Origin of the sequence: Roseibium sp., assembly GCF_965216085.1 — a bacterium.
In the GTDB taxonomy this organism is placed as follows: Bacteria; Pseudomonadota; Alphaproteobacteria; order Rhizobiales; family Stappiaceae; genus Roseibium.
This window is the reverse complement of the sequence record NZ_OZ244138.1, coordinates 556,285-578,941: the sequence shown is the minus strand read 5'-3', so window position 1 is coordinate 578,941 and position 22,657 is coordinate 556,285. Positions and strand designations below refer to the sequence as shown.

Below are 22,657 nucleotides of genomic sequence, written 5' to 3'. Positions count from 1 at the left end.
GGAGCGTCTTATGTACGCGAATTTTCCGGACCTCAAGGACAGGTCGGTCTTCATCACCGGCGGCGGTTCCGGCATTGGTGCGTCCTTAACGGATGGGTTCTTGGCACAAGGCGCGAAAGTTGCATTTGTCCAACGGTCCGACGCCTCTGCCTTTTGCAGCGAGATGGAGACAAAACACGGCAACCGGCCTTTGTTTCTGTCGTGTGACATCACCGATATGACGGCACTAAAAGCCACTATGGACGAAGCTGCAAATGCACACGGAGCAATCACTGTTCTGGTCAACAACGCGGCCAATGACAAACGGCATTCAACAGAAGAAGTCGATGAGGACTTCTGGGACTGGTCTCAAGCCATCAATCTGAAGGCCTATTTCTTTGCCTGCCAGCACGTTGTTGCCGGAATGCGCTCTGCCGGTGGCGGGTCGATCATCAACTTCACCTCGATCTCCTACATGATGGGCAATGCTGGCTACCCTGCCTACACGACGGCCAATTCCGGCATCAACGGCCTGACGCGCAGCCTTGCACGCGAGTTCGGACCAGATCGTATTCGCGTCAATGCTGTGGCCCCTGGCTGGGTTCTGACCCAAAAACAAAAGGATATGTGGGTGACACCAGAAGCCTTGAGCGCCCACATCGACCGGCAGTGCTTGAAGGACGAGTTGGCGCCGGAAGACATGATCGACCCGGTGTTGTTCCTTGCCTCCAAGGCTAGCAAGGCCATGACCGGCCAATCGCTCGTTGTTGACGGTGGAGTGGTGGTAACGGGATGACCTCCAACGCAGACATCGCCTGGATAGCCGCGGATTGGGGAACGACCAATCTCCGCATTTGGGCGCTCGACGCTGACGATTGCCCGATCGTGCACCGGTCGTCTGAAAAAGGAATGGGCGCACTTGCACCGGATCAGTTCGAAGCGGCATTGCTGGAGTTAGTCGAAGACTGCCTGACGGCTGGCCGAACAACACCGGTCATTGTCTGCGGCATGGCCGGATCCCGGCAAGGCTGGAGCGAAGCGCCTTATAAAACCGCGCCGTGCCCCCCTCCAGGCATCCACGATGCGACAGCGGTTGCAACCGATGATCCGCGCCTTGACGTCCGGATCCTCCCCGGCATCAAACAAATGTCTCCGGCCGATGTCATGCGAGGCGAAGAAACCCAAATTGCCGGTTTTTTAGCTAGCCGCCCGAACTTTGAGGGGCTTTTGTGCTTGCCGGGCACTCATACCAAATGGGCCGCTCTGGAAAGTGGTGTTATTACACGTTTCCGTACGTCGATGACCGGCGAGGTTTATGCTTTGCTGCGCAAGCAGTCGGTTCTGCAACATGGGCTTTCCGCCGAGGCTCTCGACGAAACCGCCTTTACCGAAGCTGTCCTTGAAATGGCGCAACATCCTGAGCGGCTGACCGGAGAACTGTTCGGAATTCGGGCGTCCGGCCTGGTAGATGATTTGTCGCCGCAAGCCGCAAGCGGTCGGTTGTCCGGCCTTCTGATCGGCGCGGAACTGGCAGCCATGGCTCCCATATTCGATCTCAAACAAACAGCAATTCTTGGCAGCGATACCATCGCCAAGGCCTATGCAACGGCGCTCAGAACCCTAGAACACAAGAGCGACCCGTTGGATGCGGACACACTCACGCTGACGGGACTAACCTTGGCCTATAAAACTCACCTGAAAGAACAACCATGAGCCGCAACATCATCGCGATCCTGCGCGGACTGACACCAGACGAAGCCCTGCCTATTACGGACGTTCTTGTGGATGCCGGGATCGACAAAATCGAAGTTCCGCTGAACTCTCCGGATCCGCTGACAAGCATTGCGGCAATGGCCAAGGCATATGAAGGCAAGGCGGAGATCGGTGCTGGAACGGTTCTTGAAACAGAACAGGTCCATCAGGTCAAAGCCGCGGGTGGTTCTCTGATCGTGTCTCCGGACTGCAATCCTGACGTAATCCGGATCACAAAAGCTGAAGGCATGTTGTCGTTTCCCGGTGTCATGACACCAACTGAGTGCTTCAGCGCTTTGCGCAGTGGAGCAGACGGCCTGAAGTTTTTCCCGGCGTCGCTCATCGGCCCGGATGGCCTAAAAGCTGTGCGCGCCGTCCTGCCCAAAGGAACAAAAACCTATGCTGTCGGTGGCGCGGGTCCAAATAACTTTGGCGATTGGCTGAGTGTCGGCGCGACCGGCTTTGGCATCGGAACGGCATTGTACCAACCCGGTTTCTCGGTCGAAGAGGTCAAAATACGGGCCGATACCATCGTCGCGGCCTATGATGCTGCTGTCGCAGCCAACGGATAATCGTATGACACGCACTTTCGACAACCGGCAGTGTCTCTTGGGTGAAGGCCCGCTGTGGCATCCTGAGCGCCAGCAACTTTTTTGGTTCGATATCCTCAACAAGAAATTACTTAGCCGGATAAATAATGACGAAAAAACGTGGCTGTTTGAAGAGCACGTGTCTGCTGCTGGCTGGATCAGCGCCCATGCTTTGCTGATTGCCAGCGAGAGCAAACTGTTTCTCTTTGATATCGAAACCGGCGCAGCCCAACTGCTTTGCCCGCTGGAAGCCGACAATCCGGTGACCCGCTCCAATGATGGGCGCGCTGACCCCTATGGCGGGTTCTGGATCGGGACGATGGGCAAAAACGCCGAAAAGGGCGCCGGTGCGATCTACCGGTATTACCAGGGAGAACTGCGCCAACTCTTCTCCCGTATCACCATTTCCAATGCGATTTGCTTCTCACCGGACGGAACGACCGCCTATTTCTCCGATACCGCGACCCAGAGCATCCGAAAGGTCGCGCTCGATGAGCATGGCTGGCCTGCAGCCTCCGATGAACTCCATATCGATCTTTCGCGCGACAACTTGAACCCGGACGGCGCCGTGGTTGATCGCGATGGATATCTTTGGAATGCGCAATGGGGCGCGTCCCGTCTCGCCCGCTATTCACCCGATGGATCCTTTGTTGATGAGATCACATATCCGGCAGCGCAGATGACCTGCCCGGCCTTTGGCGGCCCGGATATGAAAACACTCTTCGCCACATCTGCGACCGACGGATTAAACGGCAAGGATGACGGCAAGACTTTTACGGTCGAAACCGCTGTTCCCGGACAAGCCGAACACCGCGTTCTTCTATAGAGACTGACATGAAACGTACGCTTGGCACCTGCTACTATCCGGAACATTGGCCGGAAGAGATCTGGGAAGCAGACGCCCGCCGGATGAAGGACACCGGTTTGACCTGGGTCCGGATCGGAGAATTTGCCTGGTCACGGCTTGAGCCGGCCCAAGACGACCTGAAATTTGACTGGCTCGACCGGGCCATCGAAACACTCGGCCAGGCCGGGCTCAAAGTGGTTCTGGGCACACCAACGGCGACACCGCCCCGCTGGATGATCGACAAACATCCGGACATGCTGGCCGTTGATGCCAACGGCACCCCGCGCAAGTTCGGCTCCCGCCGCCACTATTGTTTTTCCCATGAAGGCTACAAGGCTGAGAGCGACCGGATCGTCAAACTGATCGCCGAGCGTTATGGCAAAAATCCTTATGTCGGCGCCTGGCAGACTGACAACGAATACGGTTGCCACGACACCACGATCTCCTATTCAGATGCCGCGCGCACGGCCTTCCGCCTGTGGCTCGAAAAACGCTACGCGACCATCGAAGCCCTCAACCGGTCCTGGGGCAATGTCTTCTGGTCGATGGATTACAACAGCTTCAATGAGATCGATCTGCCGAACCTCACGGTGACCGAACCAAACCCGTCCCATGCGCTGGCGTTCCGGCAGTTTTCTTCCGACCAGGTAGCCGCCTTCAACATACGTCAAGTGGACATCATTCGTGCGCATTCCGATGCACCGGTCAGCCACAATTATATGGGCCGGATCACAGATTTCGATCACTTCAATGTCGGAGACGATCTGGACATCGCAACATGGGACAGCTATCCGCTCGGCTTTTTGGAAGATCGTGTCGGGGCTTCGGCTGAGCATCAAAAAACTTATGCCCGCCAGGGAGACCCCGACTTTCAGGCGTTCCATCACGATTTATACCGATCGGTTGGAAAAGGTCGTTGGTGGGTGATGGAACAACAGCCGGGACCAGTTAATTGGGCGCCTTTCAATCCGGCGCCGCTTCCAGGTATGATGCGCCTTTGGGCCTGGGAGGCTTATGCCCATGGCGCCGAAGCCGTCTGTTATTTCCGGTGGCGGCAAGCGCCGTTTGCCCAGGAACAAATGCACGCCGGCATGCTCCGCCCGGACAATGCCGACGCACCGGCGTTGATCGAAGCCCGTCAAGTCGCAGATGAACTGCACGAAGCCCCGGAGGTTTCTGCTCCGCAAGCACCTGTTGCCCTGATCTTCGATTATGACGCCGACTTTGCCTGGGCGACCCAGCCGCATGGGGCAGGCCTCACCTATTTCCAGCTGGTGTTCGATGCTTATAAGGCCCTGCGCAAACTTGGCCTTTCCATAGACATTTTGCGGCCAGAGACACGCGATTTTTCAGGCTACAAGATCGTGGCCGCACCGGGCATGATCTATATGCCGAATGACTTGAAAAATGCACTCGCCGAGGCGGAGGCTGAAGTTGTTCTGGGACCGCGAACCGCCGCCCGCAATGCCGATATGGTCATTCCTGTCCCCCTGCCTCCGGATATGCCGGGGCTGGATGTCACGGTCTCACGCGTGGAAAGCCTCCGTCCGGACATGCCTCTGCCCCTCAAAGGCGGTGGCACTTTTTCCGGCTACCGGGAGGAACTTGCAGGATCCGCCGAAACGCTGCTTGAACTGGAGGGTGGGCAAGCGGCGGCTGTATCCACCGGTAATCTGACTTATGTAGGCGGCTGGTGTGATGAAATCGCTTGGATGAGATTATTTAGTCAGATAAATAACAAAGTTGGACTGTCCACTCTGGACCTTCAGGATGGGGTTCGCTGCCGGGATACCAACGGCCTCAGAATCTGGACCAACTACGGCGCTACCCCGGCCGAAACACCTGCAGGACGCATTGAGGCGGCCGGTGTGTTGTTTGAGAAAATCTAGTGAACGCAGACGGTGACGCGGCTCAGGCCGCTTCACCCTCAACCAGTTGCTTCAGGATTGAGGCGTAATTGTCGACACCTTGCGCACCGGTGATCAGATGGCGCCGGTCAAAAATCACGGCCGGTACGCCCTGAATTCCGTTCTGCCGCCAGAAGTCTTCTTCCTGGCGGATGTCCTCGGCAAACCGGTTTTCGTTCAGGACTTTGAGAGCTTCATCCCGGTCCAGGCCAATGCTGCCAGCAATATCGGCGAGAACCTCATTGTTGTTCAGATCCTTGCCATCACGGAAATAAGCTTCAAACAAAGCCATCTTGAGCGGATGTTCCTTGCCTTCCGGCCCGGCCCAGTGAATGAGTTGGTGTGCTTTAAAGGTATTGACCATCCGGCTGTCATCGGAAAACCGGAACTCAAATCCAAGCTCACTACCAAGCGCTGTCAAACGGTCCCGCGCCGATTGTGACTGCTCTGCGGTCGACCCGTATTTGCGCATGATATGTTCACGCAGGTTCTCGCCGTCCTCGGCCATATCCGGGTTGAGCTCAAACGGGTGCCATTTGATCGCCGCCGTCACGCCAACCTGCTGGATCGCCTGTTCCAGCTGCTTGAAACCAACGATGCACCAGGGACAGACCACATCGGACACGATGTCGATTTGGAGCACCTCTTCCATATCGAGGTCGGTCATGTCTGTCATTGTGATCTCCTAATGAATTTCACCACAATATGGTGGCTTATCCCGCTCCGGCAATCACCTTCGACCAGTTTACCCCAGCTGAACCCGAATGCCGGTTTCACCGGATTTCGCGATTGCGAGGTTTTCCGCTTCAAGATGGAGCCCGCATCAAAGCTTGGTACGGTCGCCTAATCTTTGGCAATTGCCCACTGGAATTCATGAACCTCGATCACCTAGAGATCGTTGAAGCCAAGATCAGCTATCACCCGGCCTCCCGCCAAGCACTATCGGACTTCGTCGATACCGACAGCCCGGCGTTCGGCGACGGATTTCAAGGCAGCCTCGGCCAGGGCCAGGGCCTTGAGGCCGTCTTCTCCGTTGGGAGACGGTGCTTGATTGGCGCCAATCGCTTTAACGAAGGCTGCGATCTCGGCAGCATAGGCCTCGGTGTATCTGGTCATGAAAAAATCATGCAATGGCGGGCGGGTATAACCATCGGCTGTGGCCACTTCAATGGAGACTGGACGCTGGTTCTCAGCGGCAACAGCCCCCTTGGAGCCATGGACCTCGATCCGCTGGTCATAACCATAGACGGCGCGGCGCGAGTTGGAGATCGAGCATTGTTTTCCCGATGCTGTCGTCAACACCACCATCGCGCTGTCATAGTCCCCGAGTTTCCCAATCTCCGGGTCCACCAAAACCGACGCAGTTGCATAGACCGTCGTGACTTCTTCGCCGAGAAGAAAGCGGGCCATATCAAAATCATGAATGGTCATGTCCCGGAAAATTCCGCCGGACGATTGAATATAGGCTGGCGGCGGTGCGCCCGGATCCCGGGACGTAATCTCGACCATTTCCACATCACCGATCTGACCGGCATCAATCGCCGCGCGAACCGCCTTGAAATGTGGGTCGAACCGGCGGTTAAACCCAAGCATCAATGTCCCGCCCTCATCCTCAACGGTTTTAAGACAGGACTTGACCCGCTCCAGCGAGAGATCGATCGGTTTTTCGCAAAAGATCGCCTTGCCGGCACGCGCAAACTGTTCGATCAGATCCGCATGCGTGTCCGTCGGTGTGCAAACAACAACCGCGTCAACATCATCAGTACCTGCAATCTCATCAATGCTGCTGACCCGGGCTCCAGAGGATTTGGCCAGCGCCTGGGCCGCATCCGGAAAAGCGTCAGCAACAGCAACCAGCTCTGCTCCCTCGGTCGCCGCCACCGCCTTTGCATGCACCTTACCAATTCGTCCCGCGCCCAACAGGGCAATGTTCACGGTCATGAGTAGTCCTCCAGGCAGCGGCAAATCGGCAGACGGTTGTCAGCGGGTTGCCAAATTAGAATAAAAATTCCAAAATCACTTTCAGTGGAATGTGTCAAGATGGAAAAGGCCAACATATGAGCGATAACTCTGCCGCCGCTTCCGGTGAGGCCGCCCCAGCCACCGTGGACGCCTTCTTAGACCGCTTGGGCGCGCGCGCAGACAGCTTACCAAAACGGCTGAAGCAATTTGCCGATTATATCGCTGCCAATCCGGATCGGGTAGCCGTTTCAACAGTCGCCGAACTCGCAGCTGCAGCTGAGGTCCAGCCGTCCGCCGCCATGCGCTTTTGCCAGGAAATGGGGTTCAGCGGTTTTTCTCAAATGCAGAAGCTCTTCCGCACCGATTATTCTCAGAAATGGCCGGATTATCCCACCCGGTTGGCGCGCATACGTGAACACGGCGCGGAATCGCCAGCGGCTTTGCTTGCCGAATTTGTTGAAGTGGGACGCGCTTCATTGGAAAGCCTGATGGCAACCGTGGATCCGGCGGCGATGCAGCAGGCCGTCGATGTTTTGACACGGGCAGAAACCATTCACATCGTAGGTTTCCGGCGCGCTTTTCCGGTCACGTCTTATCTTGCCTATGCCTTTGAAAAAATGGAAATTCCGGCAGTTCTCCACTCCGGTGTCGCCAATATCCAAATGGATCATTTGATCCGGCCGAATGATGCCGTCATTGCTGTGACTTTCTCACCGTATTCTCAACTCACCCTCGACCTTGTCTCCAAGGCCCGTGCCAATGGCGCTGATATTGTCGCGATTACCGATGTCGTCACCAGCCCGCTTGCCAAGCTGAAGGCCATACAGCTACTGGTATCCGAACTGGACGTTGGCGCGTTCCGGGCCCTCTCCGCGAGCCTGTCGCTGGCCATCGCTTTGGCCGTCTCCGTCGGCACTCGACGGAAGTCAGATTCCATTTTTTAGAAAATATCTATTGCACGTTACTCAGTATGGAATTTACATTCTATTTAGTCTCATATATTCGGTGGCGGTGACGGCAGGCGCTTCCCCAACACTAGACAATGGGCATGGACACATCATCCGGAGCCAGACTGATCTCTAATCCGCAAGACCAGGAAACTTCTTCATATCTTGGCAGGATTACAATGAAGAATTTTTTGAATGGCACATTGACAGCTGGGGCACAGGCAACAACCGCCTCACTTTTTGCTGTCGGCACCATTGTTGTCTTTGATGGCCACATGTTCAGGCCGTTGGACAAGAACTGGTCCGACTGGATGGATCGTCCGGCGGGACATACCGAGTGCTCTGAATGGTCAAAGTCCCCAAGAACGGAAAAGAAACGTGAAACAGCTTGATGTCATCACCATCGGCCGCTCGTCGGTCGACCTGTACGGGGCGCAGGTTGGCGGCCGTCTGGAGGACATGGCGTCCTTCAACAAGTATATTGGCGGCTCTCCAACCAATATGGCGACCGGCACAGCCCGTCTCGGCTTGAAATCCGGCCTGATTACCCGGGTCGGTGATGAACATATGGGCCGCTTCATCCGCGAAGAGCTGGCTCGTCACGGTGTCGACACATCCGGAGTAATCACCGACCCCGACCGGCTCACCGCGCTGGTTCTCTTAGGCATCCGGGACCACGAACATTTTCCGCTGATCTTCTACCGCGAGAACTGCGCCGATATGGCGCTTTGCGAAGATGACATAGACCCGGACTTCATCGCGTCCGCAAAAGCGGTCGTGGCGACCGGCACCCATCTCAGCCACCCGCACACGGAAGCCGCTGTTCTCAAGGCCTTGAGACTGGCAAAGGAAAGCGGTGGCCGCACGGCACTCGACATCGATTACCGCCCCAACCTTTGGGGTCTCTCCGGCCATGGCGACGGTGAAAACCGCTTTATTGCCTCCGCCAAGGTGACGGAAAAACTCCAGTCCACATTGCATCTGTTCGATCTGATCGTAGGAACGGAAGAAGAGTTTCACATAGCCGGTGGCTCGACAGACACGCTCGAAGCTCTGCGCAATGTGCGTAAGGTTTCCGGTGCCACTCTTGTCTGCAAACGCGGCCCAATGGGGGCTAACGCCTTTGAAGGTGCAATTCCAGACAGCCTGGATGATGGGATTTCTGGTCCGGGCTTCCCGATTGAGGTGTTTAATGTCCTGGGTGCAGGTGACGGTTTCATGTCCGGCTTGCTGCTCGGTTGGGTCACTGGTGAAGACTGGGTCACCAGCTTGACCTATGCCAATGCCTGCGGTGCGTTCGCCGTCTCGCGGCATGGCTGCACGCCAGCCTATCCGAGCTGGGAGGAACTGCAGTTTTTCTTAGGTCGCGGCGTCAAAGAAAAGGTACTGCGTAAAGATCTGAAACTTGAGCAAATCCACTGGTCGACCAACCGCTGCACATCTCACGGTGGCGACTGGTCAACCATGCGGGTGTTTGCGTTCGACCACCGCATCCAGATTGAACAAATGGCGGATGCGGCCGGGGTTATCCATGATCATATTGGCTTCTTTAAAAAGCTCTGTCTTGACGCTGCTGTGAAAGTTGCAAACGGAAAATCCGGGTATGGCATCTTATGCGATAGCCGCCTTGGCCGCGACGCCCTCTATCAGGCTGCCGGAACCGGATTATGGATCGGACACCCCGTGGAATGGCCTGCCTCCCGGCCATTGGCCCTGGAACCTGAAATCGGTCCGGATTTCGGCGGCCTGGTCGAGTGGCCTACCGAACATGTCGTCAAAGTCCTGTGTTTCTATCATCCAAACGACAGCCTGGAGATGAAGGCACAGCAGGAAGACGTTTTGACACGGCTCTTTGCTGCCTGCCGCCGCAACGGCCTTGAAATGCTGCTGGAGGTCATTCCGTCCAAAGTTGGCCCCGTTGATGATGAGACAACGTCCGAAATCATCCAGCGTGTCTACGATCTTGGCATCTATCCGGATTGGTGGAAGCTGGAACCGATGACGTCCCGCGCAGCCTGGTCAAACGTTTGTGACGCCATCACGCGCAACGATCCGAACACCCGCGGCATTGTCGTGCTCGGCCTGGATGCCCCGGAAGACCAGCTGGCCGAGAGTTTTGCAGAAGCTGCGCAATTTGATCTGGTCAAGGGATTTGCCGTGGGTCGGACAATCTTCGCCGACGCAGCACGGAAATGGCTCGCTGGCGAGATGACAAACGACCAAGCCGTTGCGGACATGACTGCCCGGTTTGAACGCTTGTGCCAATTGTGGGACACAGCTCGGGTCAATGCCCAGACATCACACCATCAGGAACACTCCAAATGAGCTCCTCCCAGCAAAATACCGTGCGCCTGACTGCCGCCCAAGCGCTCGTGCGCTATCTGATTGCGCAAAAGAACGAAGATGGCGCCCCGGTCATTCCCGGCTGCTGGGCAATCTTCGGCCATGGCAATGTCGCCGGGCTTGGTGAAGCCCTGGAAGCGGCAGGCGACGCCTTCCCAACCTGGCGCGGCCACAACGAACAGAGCATGGCCCATGCAGCGATCGCCTTTGCCAAGGCCAAAAACCGCAAGCAGGCGATGGCGGTGACCACATCCATCGGCCCGGGCGCGACCAATCTTGTGACCGCCGCAGCCCTTGCGCATGTCAATCGGTTGCCGGTCCTGCTCATTCCCGGCGATGTTTTTGCCAACCGGGCACCGGACCCAGTTTTGCAACAGATCGAAGATTTCGATGACGGCACGGTCTCGGCGAATGACTGTTTCAAACCGGTCAGCCGCTATTTTGACCGCATCACCCGTCCCGAACAGCTACTGACCGCGCTACCGCGTGCCTTGCAGACGTTGACTGATCCGGAACGCTGCGGCCCGGTCACATTGGCCTTCTGCCAGGACGTTCAGGCCGAAGCCTTCGACTATCCGGAGAGTTTCTTTGTCGGGAAGGTTTGGCGCCGCCGCCGCCCGCAGCCAGACAGCATCCAATTGGCTGCGGCTATCGAGGCGATCAAAGCCGCGAAAAACCCACTGATCATCGCCGGAGGCGGTGTCCACTACGCAGAGGCTTGCGACACACTGAAGGCCTTTGCCGAAACACATCAGATCCCTGTTGCAGAAACACAGGCCGGAAAATCCACGCTCGCCTGGGATCATCCGCTCAACATGGGATCCATCGGCGTGACCGGGGCATCCAGCGCGAATGCTTTGGCGGAAGAGGCTGATCTGGTGATGGGGATCGGCACCCGTTTTCAAGATTTCACTACTGGATCCTGGGCGCTGTTCAAAAACCCAGAACGGCGGATTCTGGCCATCAACATAGCCTCTTACGACAGCGCAAAACAGAATGCATTGCCGCTTGTCGCTGATGCCAAAGTCGCTTTGGAAGCCGTCTCAGCCGGTCTCGGCGATCATACGTTCGCGATGCCGGATGCCGCACTCAAATCCAGCTGGTTGAAGGACATTGATGCGGTCACCGCAAAACCGGACGGCAATGCCCTGCCGACCGATGCCCAAGTCATTGGTGCTGTCCAGCGCTCAACAGACGAAAACACCGTGATGTTGTGCGCGGCCGGCGGTCTGCCGGGCGAATTGCACAAACTCTGGAAACCGGTGCTGCCGAACGGCTATCACATGGAATACGGCTTTTCTTGCATGGGGTACGAGGTTGCAGGCGGCCTTGGCGCCAAAATGGCCCTGCCGGACCGGGAAGTTGTCGTCATGGTCGGCGACGGCTCCTACATGATGATGAACTCCGAGCTCGCGACATCCGTCATGCTCGGCCACAAGATCATCGTTGTCCTGCTCGACAATCGTGGCTTCGGTTGCATCAACCGGCTGCAGATGGGAACCGGCGGCAAAAGCTTCAACAATCTCCTGGACACCGCCCGGCATGTAGTCCCGAGCAACATCGACTTCGCCGCACATGCCGGCTCCATGGGGGCAACGTCTGAGAAGGTTGGCAGCCTGGATGAACTGGAAGAAGCCATGGGCCGGGCGAGAGCTTCGGAAAAATCCTATGTGATTGTCATCGACACCGATCCGCTGCCGTCAACAGAGGTCGGCGGCCATTGGTGGGATGTCGCGGTTCCGGAAGTCTCTAACCGCACCGAAGTCAATCAGGCCCGCCAAAACTATCTGGCCGCGCTCCAGCACCAGCGCGCCGCCGACTAACATTTCTGGACACAAACCATGATCCTTTACGGAACCAACCCGATCGCATGGGCAAATGATGACGACCAGACGCTCGGCGCCCATATTCCAACAGACCAAATCCTGTCCGACGCCGCAAAAATCGGCTTTGACGGCATTGAAAACGGCCACCGCTGGCCGGACGACAAGGAAGAACTGAAGACACTTCTTGGCAGTCACGGGCTGAAATTCATCTCCGGCTGGTATTCGCTGAACCTGCTTACCCAAAGCGTAGAGGTGGAAAAGGAAGCCATCCAGCCGCACCTCGACAAGCTCAAGCACAACGGCTGTAGCGTCTGTATCGTCTGCGAGACGTCAAACTCGATCCAGGGCGACCAGAAGCCGCTGTCGGAAAAAGCGGTTTTGAGCGAAGACGAAATGACCGCTTTCTGCGCCAAGGTTGAAGAGCTCGCCGCCTTCTGCGCCGAGCAAGGCATAGATCTGGTCTACCATCATCACATGGGCACCGTGGTCGAAACGCCAGAAGAACTGAACGCCTTCATGGCCGCGACCGGCCCAGCAACAAAACTGCTGTTTGATGCCGGACATTACTACTTCGGCTCCCTCGGCGGCGATCCTCAGCCTGCGCTTGAAACATATGCCGATCGAATCCGGCATATGCACGCAAAGAACGTACGCCCTGCGGTTATGGCGGACGTCCGCGAAAAAGGCCTTTCGTTCATGGACGGCGTGCGGGCCGGTGTCTTCACCGTACCAGGCGACGACGAAGGCGGGATTGATTTCGCCCCACTTCTAAAAGTGCTAAAAGACAAGGACTACAGCGGCTGGGTCGTGATCGAAGCGGAACAGGATCCGGAAATCCGCGATCCCTTCACGTATCAGAGCCTCGGCCTGAAAACTTTGAAATCCATTGCACAGGACATTGACCTGACATGAGCGACCTTCTCGTCAAACCTTCAGGCACGACAGGCAAGGTGCATGATATTACCGCAGCCAATGCTAAGACGGCTAAGTCTCTAAATTGGAACTACGTCGGCTTTGCACTCCATCGCCTCAAGGCCGGGGACGCGATTTCGGAAGAAACCGGCGACCGTGAGATCATTCTGGTAATGGTCGAAGGCAAAGCCGAGATTTCAGCGGATGGCGAGAACTTAGGGGTCCAGGGCGAGCGCATGAACGTGTTCGAACAAACCGCCCCGCACAGTGTTTATGTTCCGAACGGCAGCACTTGGTCGGCGACCGCTGCGACCGATTGCACCATCGGCGTTTGTACAGCGCCCGGACATGGCGGACACAAAACTCGCGTATTGCCGAAGCCGGAAAAGGTCACCCGCGGCAAGGGCTCCAACACACGCTACATCTATCCAATTGCGATGGAAGAAAGCGACGTGGCTGACAGCCTTCTGGTTACAGAAGTTTTCACACCTGCGGGCAATTGGTCGTCCTATCCGCCGCACCGGCACGATGAAGACAACTATCCGGACATGACTTATCTGGAAGAGACTTATTATCACCGCCTCAATCCGGAGCAGGGATATGGCCATCAACGGGTGTTCACCGAAGACGGCACGCTTGACGAAACGATGTCGGTCGAAAGCCATGATGTTGTGCTGGTTCCAAAAGGCCACCACCCCTGCGGCGCCCCTTACGGCTACGAGATGTATTATCTGAACGTCATGGCCGGTCCGATGCGCAAATGGCGTTTCCAAAACCATCCGGACCACGACTGGATCGCCCAAAGGGACGCCGATTGATCGACAAAACACCTAAGACGTTACAAGAGCGCCACTGGCGCTCTTTTTTCCTTTCAGGAATTGTCCTTTAGAAAAAACTGGATTCAAGAAACCGCTCTCCAGCCCATTAATAAATCTAACAGGAACGTTCATTTTCAGTTCAGCGAAAATAGCGTAGCAATTTCTAAGACTACTTTTTCAAGGTGACGAACAGTTCGCCGGAAGCAGTATTTTTGAAAGGAGCCCTTATGTACCGCCTGTTCTTTATATTGTTGATGAGTGTGGTTCTTTATGGCCCAGTTGCGACCGCTTCGGCGCAAAATGCATTTCCCCAACAAGGTATTTCTTATGGCGGCAAGGTCCGCGCCGGCCCTGGACTGCAATACGGTCAGATTGGCAGCCTGCGGGATGGCGACAGAATTCGGATTGTTGGGGCCACGGGCGTGATGATGGACGGCTATGAGTGGTTTCAAATCCGCTACCGGAATGGCCGCACCGGCTTCCAGTGGGGCGGGCTGATGTGCTCACAGCGCCCTTATCCGACGATTTACAAAACCTGCCCTAATCTCGGTCAGGTCAATCCGGCCCCAGGTCCCGGCAATGGTTTAACAATTGTCGGAGATCCGAATGTGACGGGCAAAAATGTCGCCAGCGTGAGTTATCCGGGTGGTGTTTTCAAACAGGTCGGTTATCGCGAATGGCATGAAACCGGACCGCGCGGCCGGGTCCGCTATACCTTTATCGAAAAGTCGCGCGACCAGTGGTCCGTCTATCTTCATGATGCGTCCCGCAATGTGTCGATCCAGCTGGACCTACACCGCAGGAAAATCTTGATTGGTCTCGCCAGCGCCCCCAACACGCCAATCTACGACATCGTTAATATGGCGGCCAACCCGAACCTCATCAAAAATCCAGGGATCGGCGGCCCAACAACCGGAACGAACGGCTTCACACTGTCCCGTGCGGGTTATCCAGGCGGCAGGTTTATCATGAAGACCAATGGCCGCTGGCATCAAACCGGACCGAATGGGGCCGTTCAGTATGGATACCAGGAAACCAACCGCGACCAGCACTCTGTCTTTTTGCTCGACCGCAGCCGGAACGTTTCGGTCAAGCTGGATCTGAGAAACAATCGTATTCTATTCGGTATCGGCAATGGCCCGATGGCAGAAATGGCGAAAATCACGTCCAAACAGTAAGAACGGCGAAAGGGCACCAGCTGGTGCCCTTTTTGTTTCGAAAAACTCTCTTTTAGATCATGCCGGTTCTAGGCAGTCGACCAAAGCCCCGCGGTGCTGGATGACCATACCGGCCAAACGCGCACCGGCAGCGACACTGGCAGTCACACTCTTGGTCACCAGATATTCTGCGAGAAAACCTGCATTGAAACTATCGCCAGCGGCAGTCGTATCAACCACGTTGCTGACCGGGGCCGGGCTGAAGGCATTTCGATCTGAGGCGGTTGCAACGATCACCTCCTGCGGGCCGTTTTTCACAACAACCATTTCCGCGCCTGCGGCAAGATAACGGTCTGCACTGATCGACGGGGTCGCGTCGCCAAAATAGGCCTCTTCATCTTCAAAAGACGGCATGACGAAGTCACACAGGCCTGCTGCGTCCGTCACACAACTCCGCATCGTCTCAGCATCCTCCCACAACCGCGGCCGCAGGTTGGGATCGAAAGCCGCTTTGGCACCTTTTTGCCGCGCGGATTTCAGCGCCTGGAAGAATGCCCGCCGTCCTTCAGGAGACAGAATCGCGAGGGTGATGCCGCTGAAATAGATCAAACCGGCGTTGTCCATTGCTGCAGATAAAACCCCAGGATCATCCGCCAAACAGCGCGCGGCCGACTGAGAGCGCCAATAGGCAAAACTGCGTTCGCCGTCTTTCAGCTGGATCATGTAGAGACCAACGGTGCGGTCTTGAAGTTCGCGGATATAGCCCGTCTCGATTCCTGCTTCATTCAGGAAATCGGTCATCTGCCGGGACACCTGATCCTTGCCGACGCCAGTGTAATAGGCAACTTTCCAGTCCTGGCCTAAAGCCTTGCGCACATACCAGGCCGTATTCAGCGTATCGCCGGCAAAGCCCATCTTAAATGTGCCCTCGCCGGTCGGCGCCATTTCCACCATACACTCACCAATCGCCAGAAATGTTGACGGCACGAAACTCTCCTCAAGACGGTCTTACATATAAAAAAATCGCAGAAATCTGCGATTTAAATCCATTAGCATAAAACCCATATACTGGAAAGAGGGAGGATCTTTATGAGTTCTCCCAATTGGCTTGCAAAGGCTCAAACACCAATAGAAACCTTGGAATTCACTTGATTCCGGCGCGCATAAAACTTTGAACGAATTGGCGCTGGAACAACAAAAACGCAACCAACAATGGACCAGAGGTCATCAGCGTCGCCGCGTTGATCACCGACCATTCGATGCCGCTGTCGATCGCAGAAAAGATACTGAGACCCACAGTCACCGGCCGCGTGTCAACGGAATTGGTGACAATTAGTGGCCACAGGAAATTGTTCCAATGGTGGCTGACGGACACCAGGCCGTAGGCAAGGTAAGTCGGCTTCGCCAGAGGTATATAGACCTTCCAGAGAACTCCCAAGACGGACGCCCCTTCAACGCGGGCCGCCTCATCCAACTCCTTTGGGATCGTCATAAATGTCTGGCGCAACAAGAAAATGCCAAAGCCTGAGGCGATGTATGGCAGAGCAATTGCTGGAATGGTATCGACCAGATTGAGCAAACGCATGGTCTGGTAGTTCTCGACCATCAAAATGTCCGGCATCACCAAGAGCTGTAAGAGCACCAGGGTGAACAAGATGCTCCGGCCTGGGAATTCAAACCGGGCAAAGGCAAAGGCCGCAAGCGTGCAGAGGAAAAACTGCCCGGCCAAGATCATCGTCACCAAGATGAAGGTGTTCAGAAAATAGCGTGCAAAGGGCGCAGCTTCCCAAGCCTTGCCAAAGTTGTCGAGCGTCAACGGGGCAAATAGCTCAAACCGGGCTTCATAGGCTGCTGGATGAATTGCCGTCCAGACCGCATAAGCCAGCGGCAGAATCCAGAGCAAGGCCAGCGCCCAGGCCGCAAACGTGTTCAAGAAGCGGTCAAACATATCGGAGGCGCCGGTCATTTGTAGTGCACCTTACGGTCGAAAAAGAAGAACTGGCCTATGGCAAGCAGGGACAAGAGCACCAGCAGCGCGACTGTCAACGTTGCGCCATAGGCGGTTTCCCAAAAGCGGAAGGCGGCTTCGTAGATATAAAAGAGCAGCAGTGCAGACGCATTGTCCGGACCGCCATCCGTCAGGATGAAGATGTGATCAACCAGCCGGAAGGAGTTGATCACCGCGTTGACGCAGACAAACAGAGTGGTTGGCATGAGCAGAGGGAACGTGATCCGCCAGAAGACCGTCCAGCGCCCTGCTCCTTCGATCTGCGCTGCTTCCTTTAAGGAAATTGGAATGGCCTGCAGCGCCGCCAGATAGAAGATCATGAAGAACCCGGCCTCTTTCCAGACTGTCACGACAATGATCGCATTGAGGACGGTGTCCGGATTGCCAAGGTAATTGGATGCCGGCCAGCCGAACAAAAAACCTGTGATCTGATCAAACAGGCCAAAGCCGGGCGTGTAAAAAAACAGCCAGATGTTTGCAACAGCAATCAGGGGCAGGACGGTTGGTGTGAAATAGGCCATGCGAACAAAACTGCGGCCAGCCAATTTGTCATTCACCCAAAGCGCCATGATAATCGCCAGCGCGACGGACAGCGGAATGGTGCCGAGCGCAAACCACAGATTGTTCCACAAAACCTTCCAAAACACCGCGTCATTGAACATGCGCTCGTAATTGTCCAGGCCGATAAATTTGGCCGGACGGCGGCCGCGCGGCGTCGAGAACAAGCTGTTTAAAAGCGTTGTCACGGCCGGGATATGCGTAAAGGCGAATAGAAACACCATCGCTGGCAGCAACAACAGCAAGCCATAAATCCAATCGCGTTTCATTCGTAAGGTTTGCATGCGCGTCACAACCAAAGAGTTTTCGGGCTCAAACTGAAAAAGGGAGTAAAAAGAAATGAGAAGCAGCGCACCGGGCCGTGGTCCGGCGCGCTGCTTCCCGACCCTCCTTAGCGGTATTCCGCCAGGATCTCGTCAGCTTGTGCCTGAGCTTCTTTCAGAGCGGTCTCAGCGTCTTTTTTGCCAGTGATAACGGCCGCCAGTGCATCATTGAAGATGCCGGTGACACGCTGGTTCTGGTAGGTCGACAGCTCAGCCTTGGCGAACTCGAGCTGGTCACGGGCAACCAGGGCCGGAGCGAAGTCGGCGGTATAGGCCTTCATCGTTTCGGTGTCCCAAGTCTCAGCGCGTGGTGCGACGTAACCGGTGGCGATGGTCCACTTGGCGGACTGTTCTGGAGCGGTGATCCACTTCACGAATTCAACAGCAGCTTTGGTTTGCTCTTCAGACGCGCCTTTGAAGAGGTAGAAGTTGCCACCACCTGTTGGAGCACCACGGGAGGCTTTGGCTGGCAGCATGGCGACACCGAAGTCAAACGGCGCGTTGGTGCGCACGTTGGTGAGGTTGCCCGTAGAGGTCCACATCATGGCAGTCTGGCCTTCAAAGAAAGCCTTCGGCGTTGCGCCCCACTCGATGATGCCCGGTGCCATCACTTCGTGTTTGGTGCTCAGGTCAACCAAGTACTGGAGCGCTTCAACGACCTTCGGGTCATCGAAATTGGTTTTGTTGCCTTCCGCATTCACCAGCTCAGCGCCATTGGCGATCGCCAGACCCTGAAACAGCCAGTACGGGAAACCGGAAGACGGAATGCGAACGCCCCACTGGGTCGCATTTCCGGAAGCATCTTTTTTGGTCAGTTTCTTACCGAACTCGACCATCTCGTCCCAATTCGCCGGAGCGACTTCCGGGTCGAGACCAGCTTCCTTGAAGGCTTCCTTGTTCCAGTAGAGAACCGGAGTGGAGCGCTGGAACGGAATACCGTAGGTCTTGCCGCCGGTCTGGCTGTTTTCCATGAAAGCCGGGTAGAAGCCGTCGAGCCACGTCTTGTCTTCATCAGACGTCAGATAGTCGTCGAACGGGATTACCAGGTCTTCGTCGATCAGCGTGTACATGTCGACGGAAAGGATCACGGAAAGCTGCGGCGGGTTTCCGCCACGCGACGCAGTGATCGCCTTGGCAACGGTGTCCTGGTAGGACCCGGCATAAACCGCATCGATTTTTACATCCGGGTTCTGAGCGACATATTCGGCGGTCAGTTCCTGGATGGTGTCGGCAGCTTTACCGCCAACAGCAACCGGGAAATAGAATTGCAGATCAACAGCGTGAGCGGATGCCCAAGTGCTGACAGTCAGGGCCGTTGCAGCAACGGCCTTGAGGAAGGTGGACTTCAACATGAGATATCTTCCTAAGGCTATGACTTCCTAGGGTTCAAACATCCGCACAGGGCGGTTCATCCACGCGGGCCCACGTAGCTGGTCAGGAGTGCAGTTGCGCTCCAATTTCAAAAACAAGATCATCCCGGCGCTGTCCGGACTGTGCATCGAAGATATGCAACGCGTCCGGTTCAAATCCGAGTTCTATGGAGTGTCCGGGTTCGACCGGGTCTGCGGTCTTCAGACGAACCTGGAAAGATGTGTCAGCGACAATGCAATCGGCCAGAATATCGGCGCCTAGATACTCGACCGTGCGGATCGTCGCTTCCAGAGGGCCGCCGGATTGCCTGCGCATGGCTTCCGGACGGACACCGAGTTTGTGCTCTGGAGCATTTGTCAATTTGCGGAAGGCAGCTGCCGGGAACAGGTTCATTGGCGGGGTGCCGATAAACCGGGCGGCAAACGGCGTTGCCGGCTGATCGTAGAGCGTCCGCGGATCAGCCGCCTGAACCAGCTGCCCCTGGTTCAAAAGCACCACTTGATCGGCCATTGTGATCGCTTCAACCTGATCGTGGGTGACATAGACCATTGTAAAACCGAGCTGCTGCTGCAGCGCCCGGATTTCGACCCGCATTTCATGGCGCAGCTTGGCGTCCAGATTGGAGAGCGGCTCATCCATTAGGCAGATCGGCTTTTCCCCTATGATCGCCCGGCCCAGCGCAACCCGCTGCTGCTGGCCACCAGACAATTGCCCTGGCTTGCGCTCAAGAAGTTGAGACAGCCCTAAAAGATCCGCTACCTTGCGTAACCGGTCATCCCTTTCCGCCCGGGCAACCCGGCGCACCTTCAAACCGAAGATGATGTTTTCTGCAACCGACAAATGCGGAAACAAGGCGTAGGACTGAAATACCATCGACAAGTCGCGTTTGGACGATGGCATATTGGTAACGTCCTTGCCGCCGATCTGGATCCGGCCCGATGACACGGTTTCCAGTCCGGCAATCATGCGCAAGGTGGTGGACTTGCCGCAGCCAGACGGTCCAAGCAAAGCGGTAAACGAGCCCTCGGGCATGGTAATGCTCAGATCATCCACGGCAATCGTCTCGCCCCAAGAGCGGCTGACGTTCTCCAGGACGATCGGCTTCCCAGCATTGGAGAGCACGTTACCGGTCATTATTCGGCACTCCCGTCTTCCGGAACATGAACGATGGTCTGCGCGCCCTTCAGGCATTCCAGATAAGGTTCTGGAACCGGTTTATCGGTAAAAATTTCAGAGACATCGCTAAGATGTCCGCCGCGCACATGGGCGCTGCGCCCAAACTTGCTGTGATCAAGCACAAGGTAGGACGTCCGGCAATTGGCGAGAATTGCCTGGCGGGCCGCGACTTCATCTTCGTGGAAGTCGAGCAGAGTGCCGTCTTCATCAACACCGGCCACCCCAAAGATGCCGATATCGACCTTGTAGTTGGCAAAAAACGCCTGCGCCGCAGAGCCCAGCACATCTCGGTCGCCATACCGCAGGCGCCCGCCAGCGATGGTCACCTGGAACGACGCATTGCTGGACGCGCTGAAGGCGACATTGAGGTTGTTGGTGAAGACCGCCAGGTTTTCATGGGATGTCAGCGCCTGCATGACGATTTCGGGCGTAGTGCCGATTGAGAAGGCAAGCGACTGGTTGTTTTCGACTTGAGACGCCACCATCCTGGCGATTTCCTGTTTGCCGGGAAGGTTCAGGATCTGCCTGGTTGAATAGTGGATGTTGGCAGCACGTGCCGGAGGTTCAACGCCGCCATGGGTGCGCCGGAGGATGCCGAGCTCGCACAATCCATTCACATCGCGCCGGATTGTCTGCGTGGTGACATCGAACCGGTCTGCCAATTCTTCAACAGAAGCAAATCCGGCCTTTTGAACCAGATCGGCGATTTCCGCCTGCCGTTTTGTAATGTCAACTTGCCCAAGCATTTGATGCACCCGAAATTCCAGCGGCCGCCTTTACCAATTTGGCCGCATCAGGTTTTGTGAACCGCGGACACACCGGCGAGGTGGCTATGGAGCACAATCAACCATTTTCATATGAACCTTATTAGACGTTCATATGAAAATGATATGACAGTTTAGACAAGTTGTTTTTGAAGGTTTTGCGCCGGATGCGGCTTAAAAAAGGGCGAACCAAGCCATTTTCTAGGTCGGTTTAGGCTGGATGGGACGAGCTTGCAAGTTAGGTTTCAAGAAACGCGATCGCATTGCAGGCGCTTAATTATGTCTGCGAACTCAGCCCAACCGCTCTCATAAACGAGAGATTACCGATAAAGAAACGATCTGCCACCATTGTCAAACAAATGCAGTTTTTCCGGCGCTGCCGTCATTCGTAAGGTTGTACCCTTGGCAATGGTATGAATTCCCGGAAGTTTGGCGATAAAGGCGTCATGACCTTCGCGTGGCTTGAAATAGAGCACCGTCGATTCCCCGAGCGCTTCCACAATTTCGACTTCAGCCGAAACCAGGAAATCATCACCTTCGGTCAATGTCAGGTCCTCCGGTCGAACCCCGAGTTTGACCGCGGCGCCTTGGTCGGAGTTTACGGATGAAATCGGCACGTCTGCATGGCCATCATCCGAAGTGTGAACGGACGTGACCGGCCCTGTCGCCGTTACTTTCGCATCAACCATATTCATCGCCGGAGATCCGATGAACTGGGCGACAAAAGTGTTGGCCGGACGCTCATATAGGTCCAACGGCTTGCCGAATTGCTCAACAATGCCGCCATGCAGAACCACGATCCGGCTGGCCAGCGTCATCGCCTCGACCTGATCATGCGTGACATAGATCATCGTGCTGTCCGGCATGCTTTCCTTCAGCTGGGCAATCTCAATCCTGGTCGCGACGCGCAAGGCGGCATCAAGATTGGACAGCGGCTCATCGAACAGAAACACTTTCGGGTCGCGGACGATGGCCCGGCCGATGGCCACACGCTGGCGCTGCCCGCCGGAGAGCGCTTTAGGTAAGCGATCGAGATATTGAGTCAACTGCAATGTTTCGGCAGCAGAGCGCACAGCATCATCAATCTCCTGCCGCGAATGACCGGCCAATTTCAAAGCAAAGGCCATGTTGTCGTAGACGGTCATATGCGGATAAAGCGCATATGATTGAAACACCATGGCAATGCCGCGCTGTGCCGGTGGGATGTCGTTGACCACTGCCCCATCAATTTCCAGGGTGCCGCCGGTAATTTTTTCAAGGCCTGCGATCATACGCAACAAAGTGGATTTGCCACAGCCAGACGGGCCGACAAATACGATCAGCTCGCCCTTATCAATCTCCAGATTAATGTCCTTGAGAACTTCGACCGGGCCGTAGGACTTGCTGGCACCTTTTAGGGATAATGAGGTCATTCTAG

The 22,657-nt window shown here is 56.0% G+C and carries 21 protein-coding genes; 12 read left to right on the top strand and 9 right to left on the bottom strand.

Annotated features, from left to right (window positions below; all coding sequences use genetic code 11):
* Positions 1-10: 10 nt before the first annotated feature.
* The 5 genes from ACOOFE_RS02700 to ACOOFE_RS02680 are packed head-to-tail and all read left to right on the top strand — an operon-like array spanning position 11 to position 5,057.
* Positions 11-775 (top strand): SDR family NAD(P)-dependent oxidoreductase, encoded by a 765-nt coding sequence (locus tag ACOOFE_RS02700; RefSeq protein WP_420413535.1) that lies wholly within the window; start codon positions 11-13, stop codon positions 773-775.
* Positions 772-1,692, top strand: a complete 921-nt coding sequence (locus ACOOFE_RS02695; protein ID WP_420413534.1) for a 2-dehydro-3-deoxygalactonokinase — start codon at positions 772-774, stop codon at positions 1,690-1,692. The genes ACOOFE_RS02700 and ACOOFE_RS02695 overlap by 4 nt, the downstream gene beginning before the upstream one ends.
* A complete protein-coding gene (locus ACOOFE_RS02690; RefSeq protein ID WP_420413533.1) occupies positions 1,689-2,303 on the top strand; it encodes a 2-dehydro-3-deoxy-6-phosphogalactonate aldolase in 615 nt (204 codons plus the stop codon). Before ACOOFE_RS02695 ends, ACOOFE_RS02690 begins: the two co-directional genes overlap by 4 nt.
* A 4-nt stretch (positions 2,304-2,307) precedes the next feature.
* On the top strand, positions 2,308-3,147 hold the full coding sequence (locus ACOOFE_RS02685) for an SMP-30/gluconolactonase/LRE family protein (protein WP_420413532.1): 840 nt from the start codon (positions 2,308-2,310) through the stop codon (positions 3,145-3,147).
* Positions 3,148-3,155: 8 nt separating this feature from the next.
* Positions 3,156-5,057 (top strand): beta-galactosidase, encoded by a 1,902-nt coding sequence (locus ACOOFE_RS02680; RefSeq protein WP_420413531.1) that lies wholly within the window; start codon positions 3,156-3,158, stop codon positions 5,055-5,057.
* A gap of 22 nt (positions 5,058-5,079) precedes the next feature.
* Here ACOOFE_RS02680 and ACOOFE_RS02675 read toward each other — a convergent pair whose 3' ends face one another.
* Positions 5,080-5,751, bottom strand: a complete 672-nt coding sequence (locus tag ACOOFE_RS02675; RefSeq protein ID WP_420413530.1) for a DsbA family oxidoreductase — start codon at positions 5,749-5,751, stop codon at positions 5,080-5,082.
* A gap of 263 nt (positions 5,752-6,014) precedes the next feature.
* On the bottom strand, positions 6,015-7,016 hold the full coding sequence (iolG, locus tag ACOOFE_RS02670; protein WP_420413529.1) for an inositol 2-dehydrogenase: 1,002 nt from the start codon (positions 7,014-7,016) through the stop codon (positions 6,015-6,017).
* 116 nt (positions 7,017-7,132) lie between these two features.
* Between iolG and ACOOFE_RS02665 the strand changes: the two genes are divergently transcribed.
* The 7 genes from ACOOFE_RS02665 (at position 7,133) to ACOOFE_RS02635 (ending at position 15,061) form a co-directional block, all read left to right on the top strand.
* Positions 7,133-7,981 (top strand): MurR/RpiR family transcriptional regulator, encoded by an 849-nt coding sequence (locus ACOOFE_RS02665; protein WP_420413528.1) that lies wholly within the window; start codon positions 7,133-7,135, stop codon positions 7,979-7,981.
* A 182-nt stretch (positions 7,982-8,163) separates the two neighbouring features.
* The gene (locus ACOOFE_RS02660) at positions 8,164-8,376 is read left to right on the top strand and encodes a hypothetical protein (protein WP_420413527.1); all 213 of its coding nucleotides are present in this window, start codon (positions 8,164-8,166) and stop codon (positions 8,374-8,376) included.
* Positions 8,363-10,309 (top strand): bifunctional 5-dehydro-2-deoxygluconokinase/5-dehydro-2-deoxyphosphogluconate aldolase, encoded by a 1,947-nt coding sequence (locus ACOOFE_RS02655; protein WP_420413526.1) that lies wholly within the window; start codon positions 8,363-8,365, stop codon positions 10,307-10,309. Before ACOOFE_RS02660 ends, ACOOFE_RS02655 begins: the two co-directional genes overlap by 14 nt.
* Positions 10,306-12,150 carry a 3D-(3,5/4)-trihydroxycyclohexane-1,2-dione acylhydrolase (decyclizing) gene (iolD, locus tag ACOOFE_RS02650; protein ID WP_420413525.1) on the top strand — a complete coding sequence of 615 codons (1,845 nt, stop codon included), beginning with the start codon at positions 10,306-10,308 and terminating at the stop codon, positions 12,148-12,150. Before ACOOFE_RS02655 ends, iolD begins: the two co-directional genes overlap by 4 nt.
* Positions 12,151-12,168: 18 nt before the next feature.
* Positions 12,169-13,065: a myo-inosose-2 dehydratase gene (gene iolE, locus ACOOFE_RS02645; RefSeq protein ID WP_420413524.1), complete on the top strand. Its 897-nt coding sequence runs from the start codon at positions 12,169-12,171 to the stop codon at positions 13,063-13,065.
* A complete protein-coding gene (gene iolB, locus ACOOFE_RS02640; protein WP_420413523.1) occupies positions 13,062-13,883 on the top strand; it encodes a 5-deoxy-glucuronate isomerase in 822 nt (273 codons plus the stop codon). The genes iolE and iolB overlap by 4 nt, the downstream gene beginning before the upstream one ends.
* Before the next feature lie 227 nt (positions 13,884-14,110).
* The gene (locus ACOOFE_RS02635; RefSeq protein WP_420413522.1) at positions 14,111-15,061 is read left to right on the top strand and encodes an SH3 domain-containing protein; all 951 of its coding nucleotides are present in this window, start codon (positions 14,111-14,113) and stop codon (positions 15,059-15,061) included.
* 57 nt (positions 15,062-15,118) lie between these two features.
* On the opposite strand, the gene ACOOFE_RS02630 is transcribed toward ACOOFE_RS02635, so the two are convergent.
* From ACOOFE_RS02630 to ACOOFE_RS02600, 7 genes are all read right to left on the bottom strand, one after another.
* Positions 15,119-16,027, bottom strand: coding sequence for a sugar kinase (locus ACOOFE_RS02630; protein WP_420413521.1), 909 nt, complete (start codon positions 16,025-16,027; stop codon positions 15,119-15,121).
* Between the two features lie 157 nt (positions 16,028-16,184).
* Positions 16,185-17,006, bottom strand: coding sequence for a carbohydrate ABC transporter permease (locus ACOOFE_RS02625; protein ID WP_420413520.1), 822 nt, complete (start codon positions 17,004-17,006; stop codon positions 16,185-16,187).
* Positions 17,003-17,890, bottom strand: coding sequence for a carbohydrate ABC transporter permease (locus ACOOFE_RS02620; RefSeq protein WP_420413519.1), 888 nt, complete (start codon positions 17,888-17,890; stop codon positions 17,003-17,005). The genes ACOOFE_RS02625 and ACOOFE_RS02620 overlap by 4 nt, the downstream gene beginning before the upstream one ends.
* Positions 17,891-17,997: 107 nt before the next feature.
* Positions 17,998-19,281 (bottom strand): ABC transporter substrate-binding protein, encoded by a 1,284-nt coding sequence (locus tag ACOOFE_RS02615; protein WP_141184979.1) that lies wholly within the window; start codon positions 19,279-19,281, stop codon positions 17,998-18,000.
* Positions 19,282-19,363: 82 nt separating this feature from the next.
* Entirely contained in the window at positions 19,364-20,434 is a 1,071-nt protein-coding gene (locus ACOOFE_RS02610) for an ABC transporter ATP-binding protein (protein ID WP_420413518.1), read from the bottom strand.
* Positions 20,434-21,222, bottom strand: coding sequence for a DeoR/GlpR family DNA-binding transcription regulator (locus ACOOFE_RS02605; RefSeq protein ID WP_420413517.1), 789 nt, complete (start codon positions 21,220-21,222; stop codon positions 20,434-20,436). The genes ACOOFE_RS02610 and ACOOFE_RS02605 overlap by 1 nt, the downstream gene beginning before the upstream one ends.
* A gap of 338 nt (positions 21,223-21,560) precedes the next feature.
* Positions 21,561-22,652, bottom strand: a complete 1,092-nt coding sequence (locus ACOOFE_RS02600) for an ABC transporter ATP-binding protein (protein ID WP_420413516.1) — start codon at positions 22,650-22,652, stop codon at positions 21,561-21,563.
* Positions 22,653-22,657 lie beyond the last annotated feature (5 nt).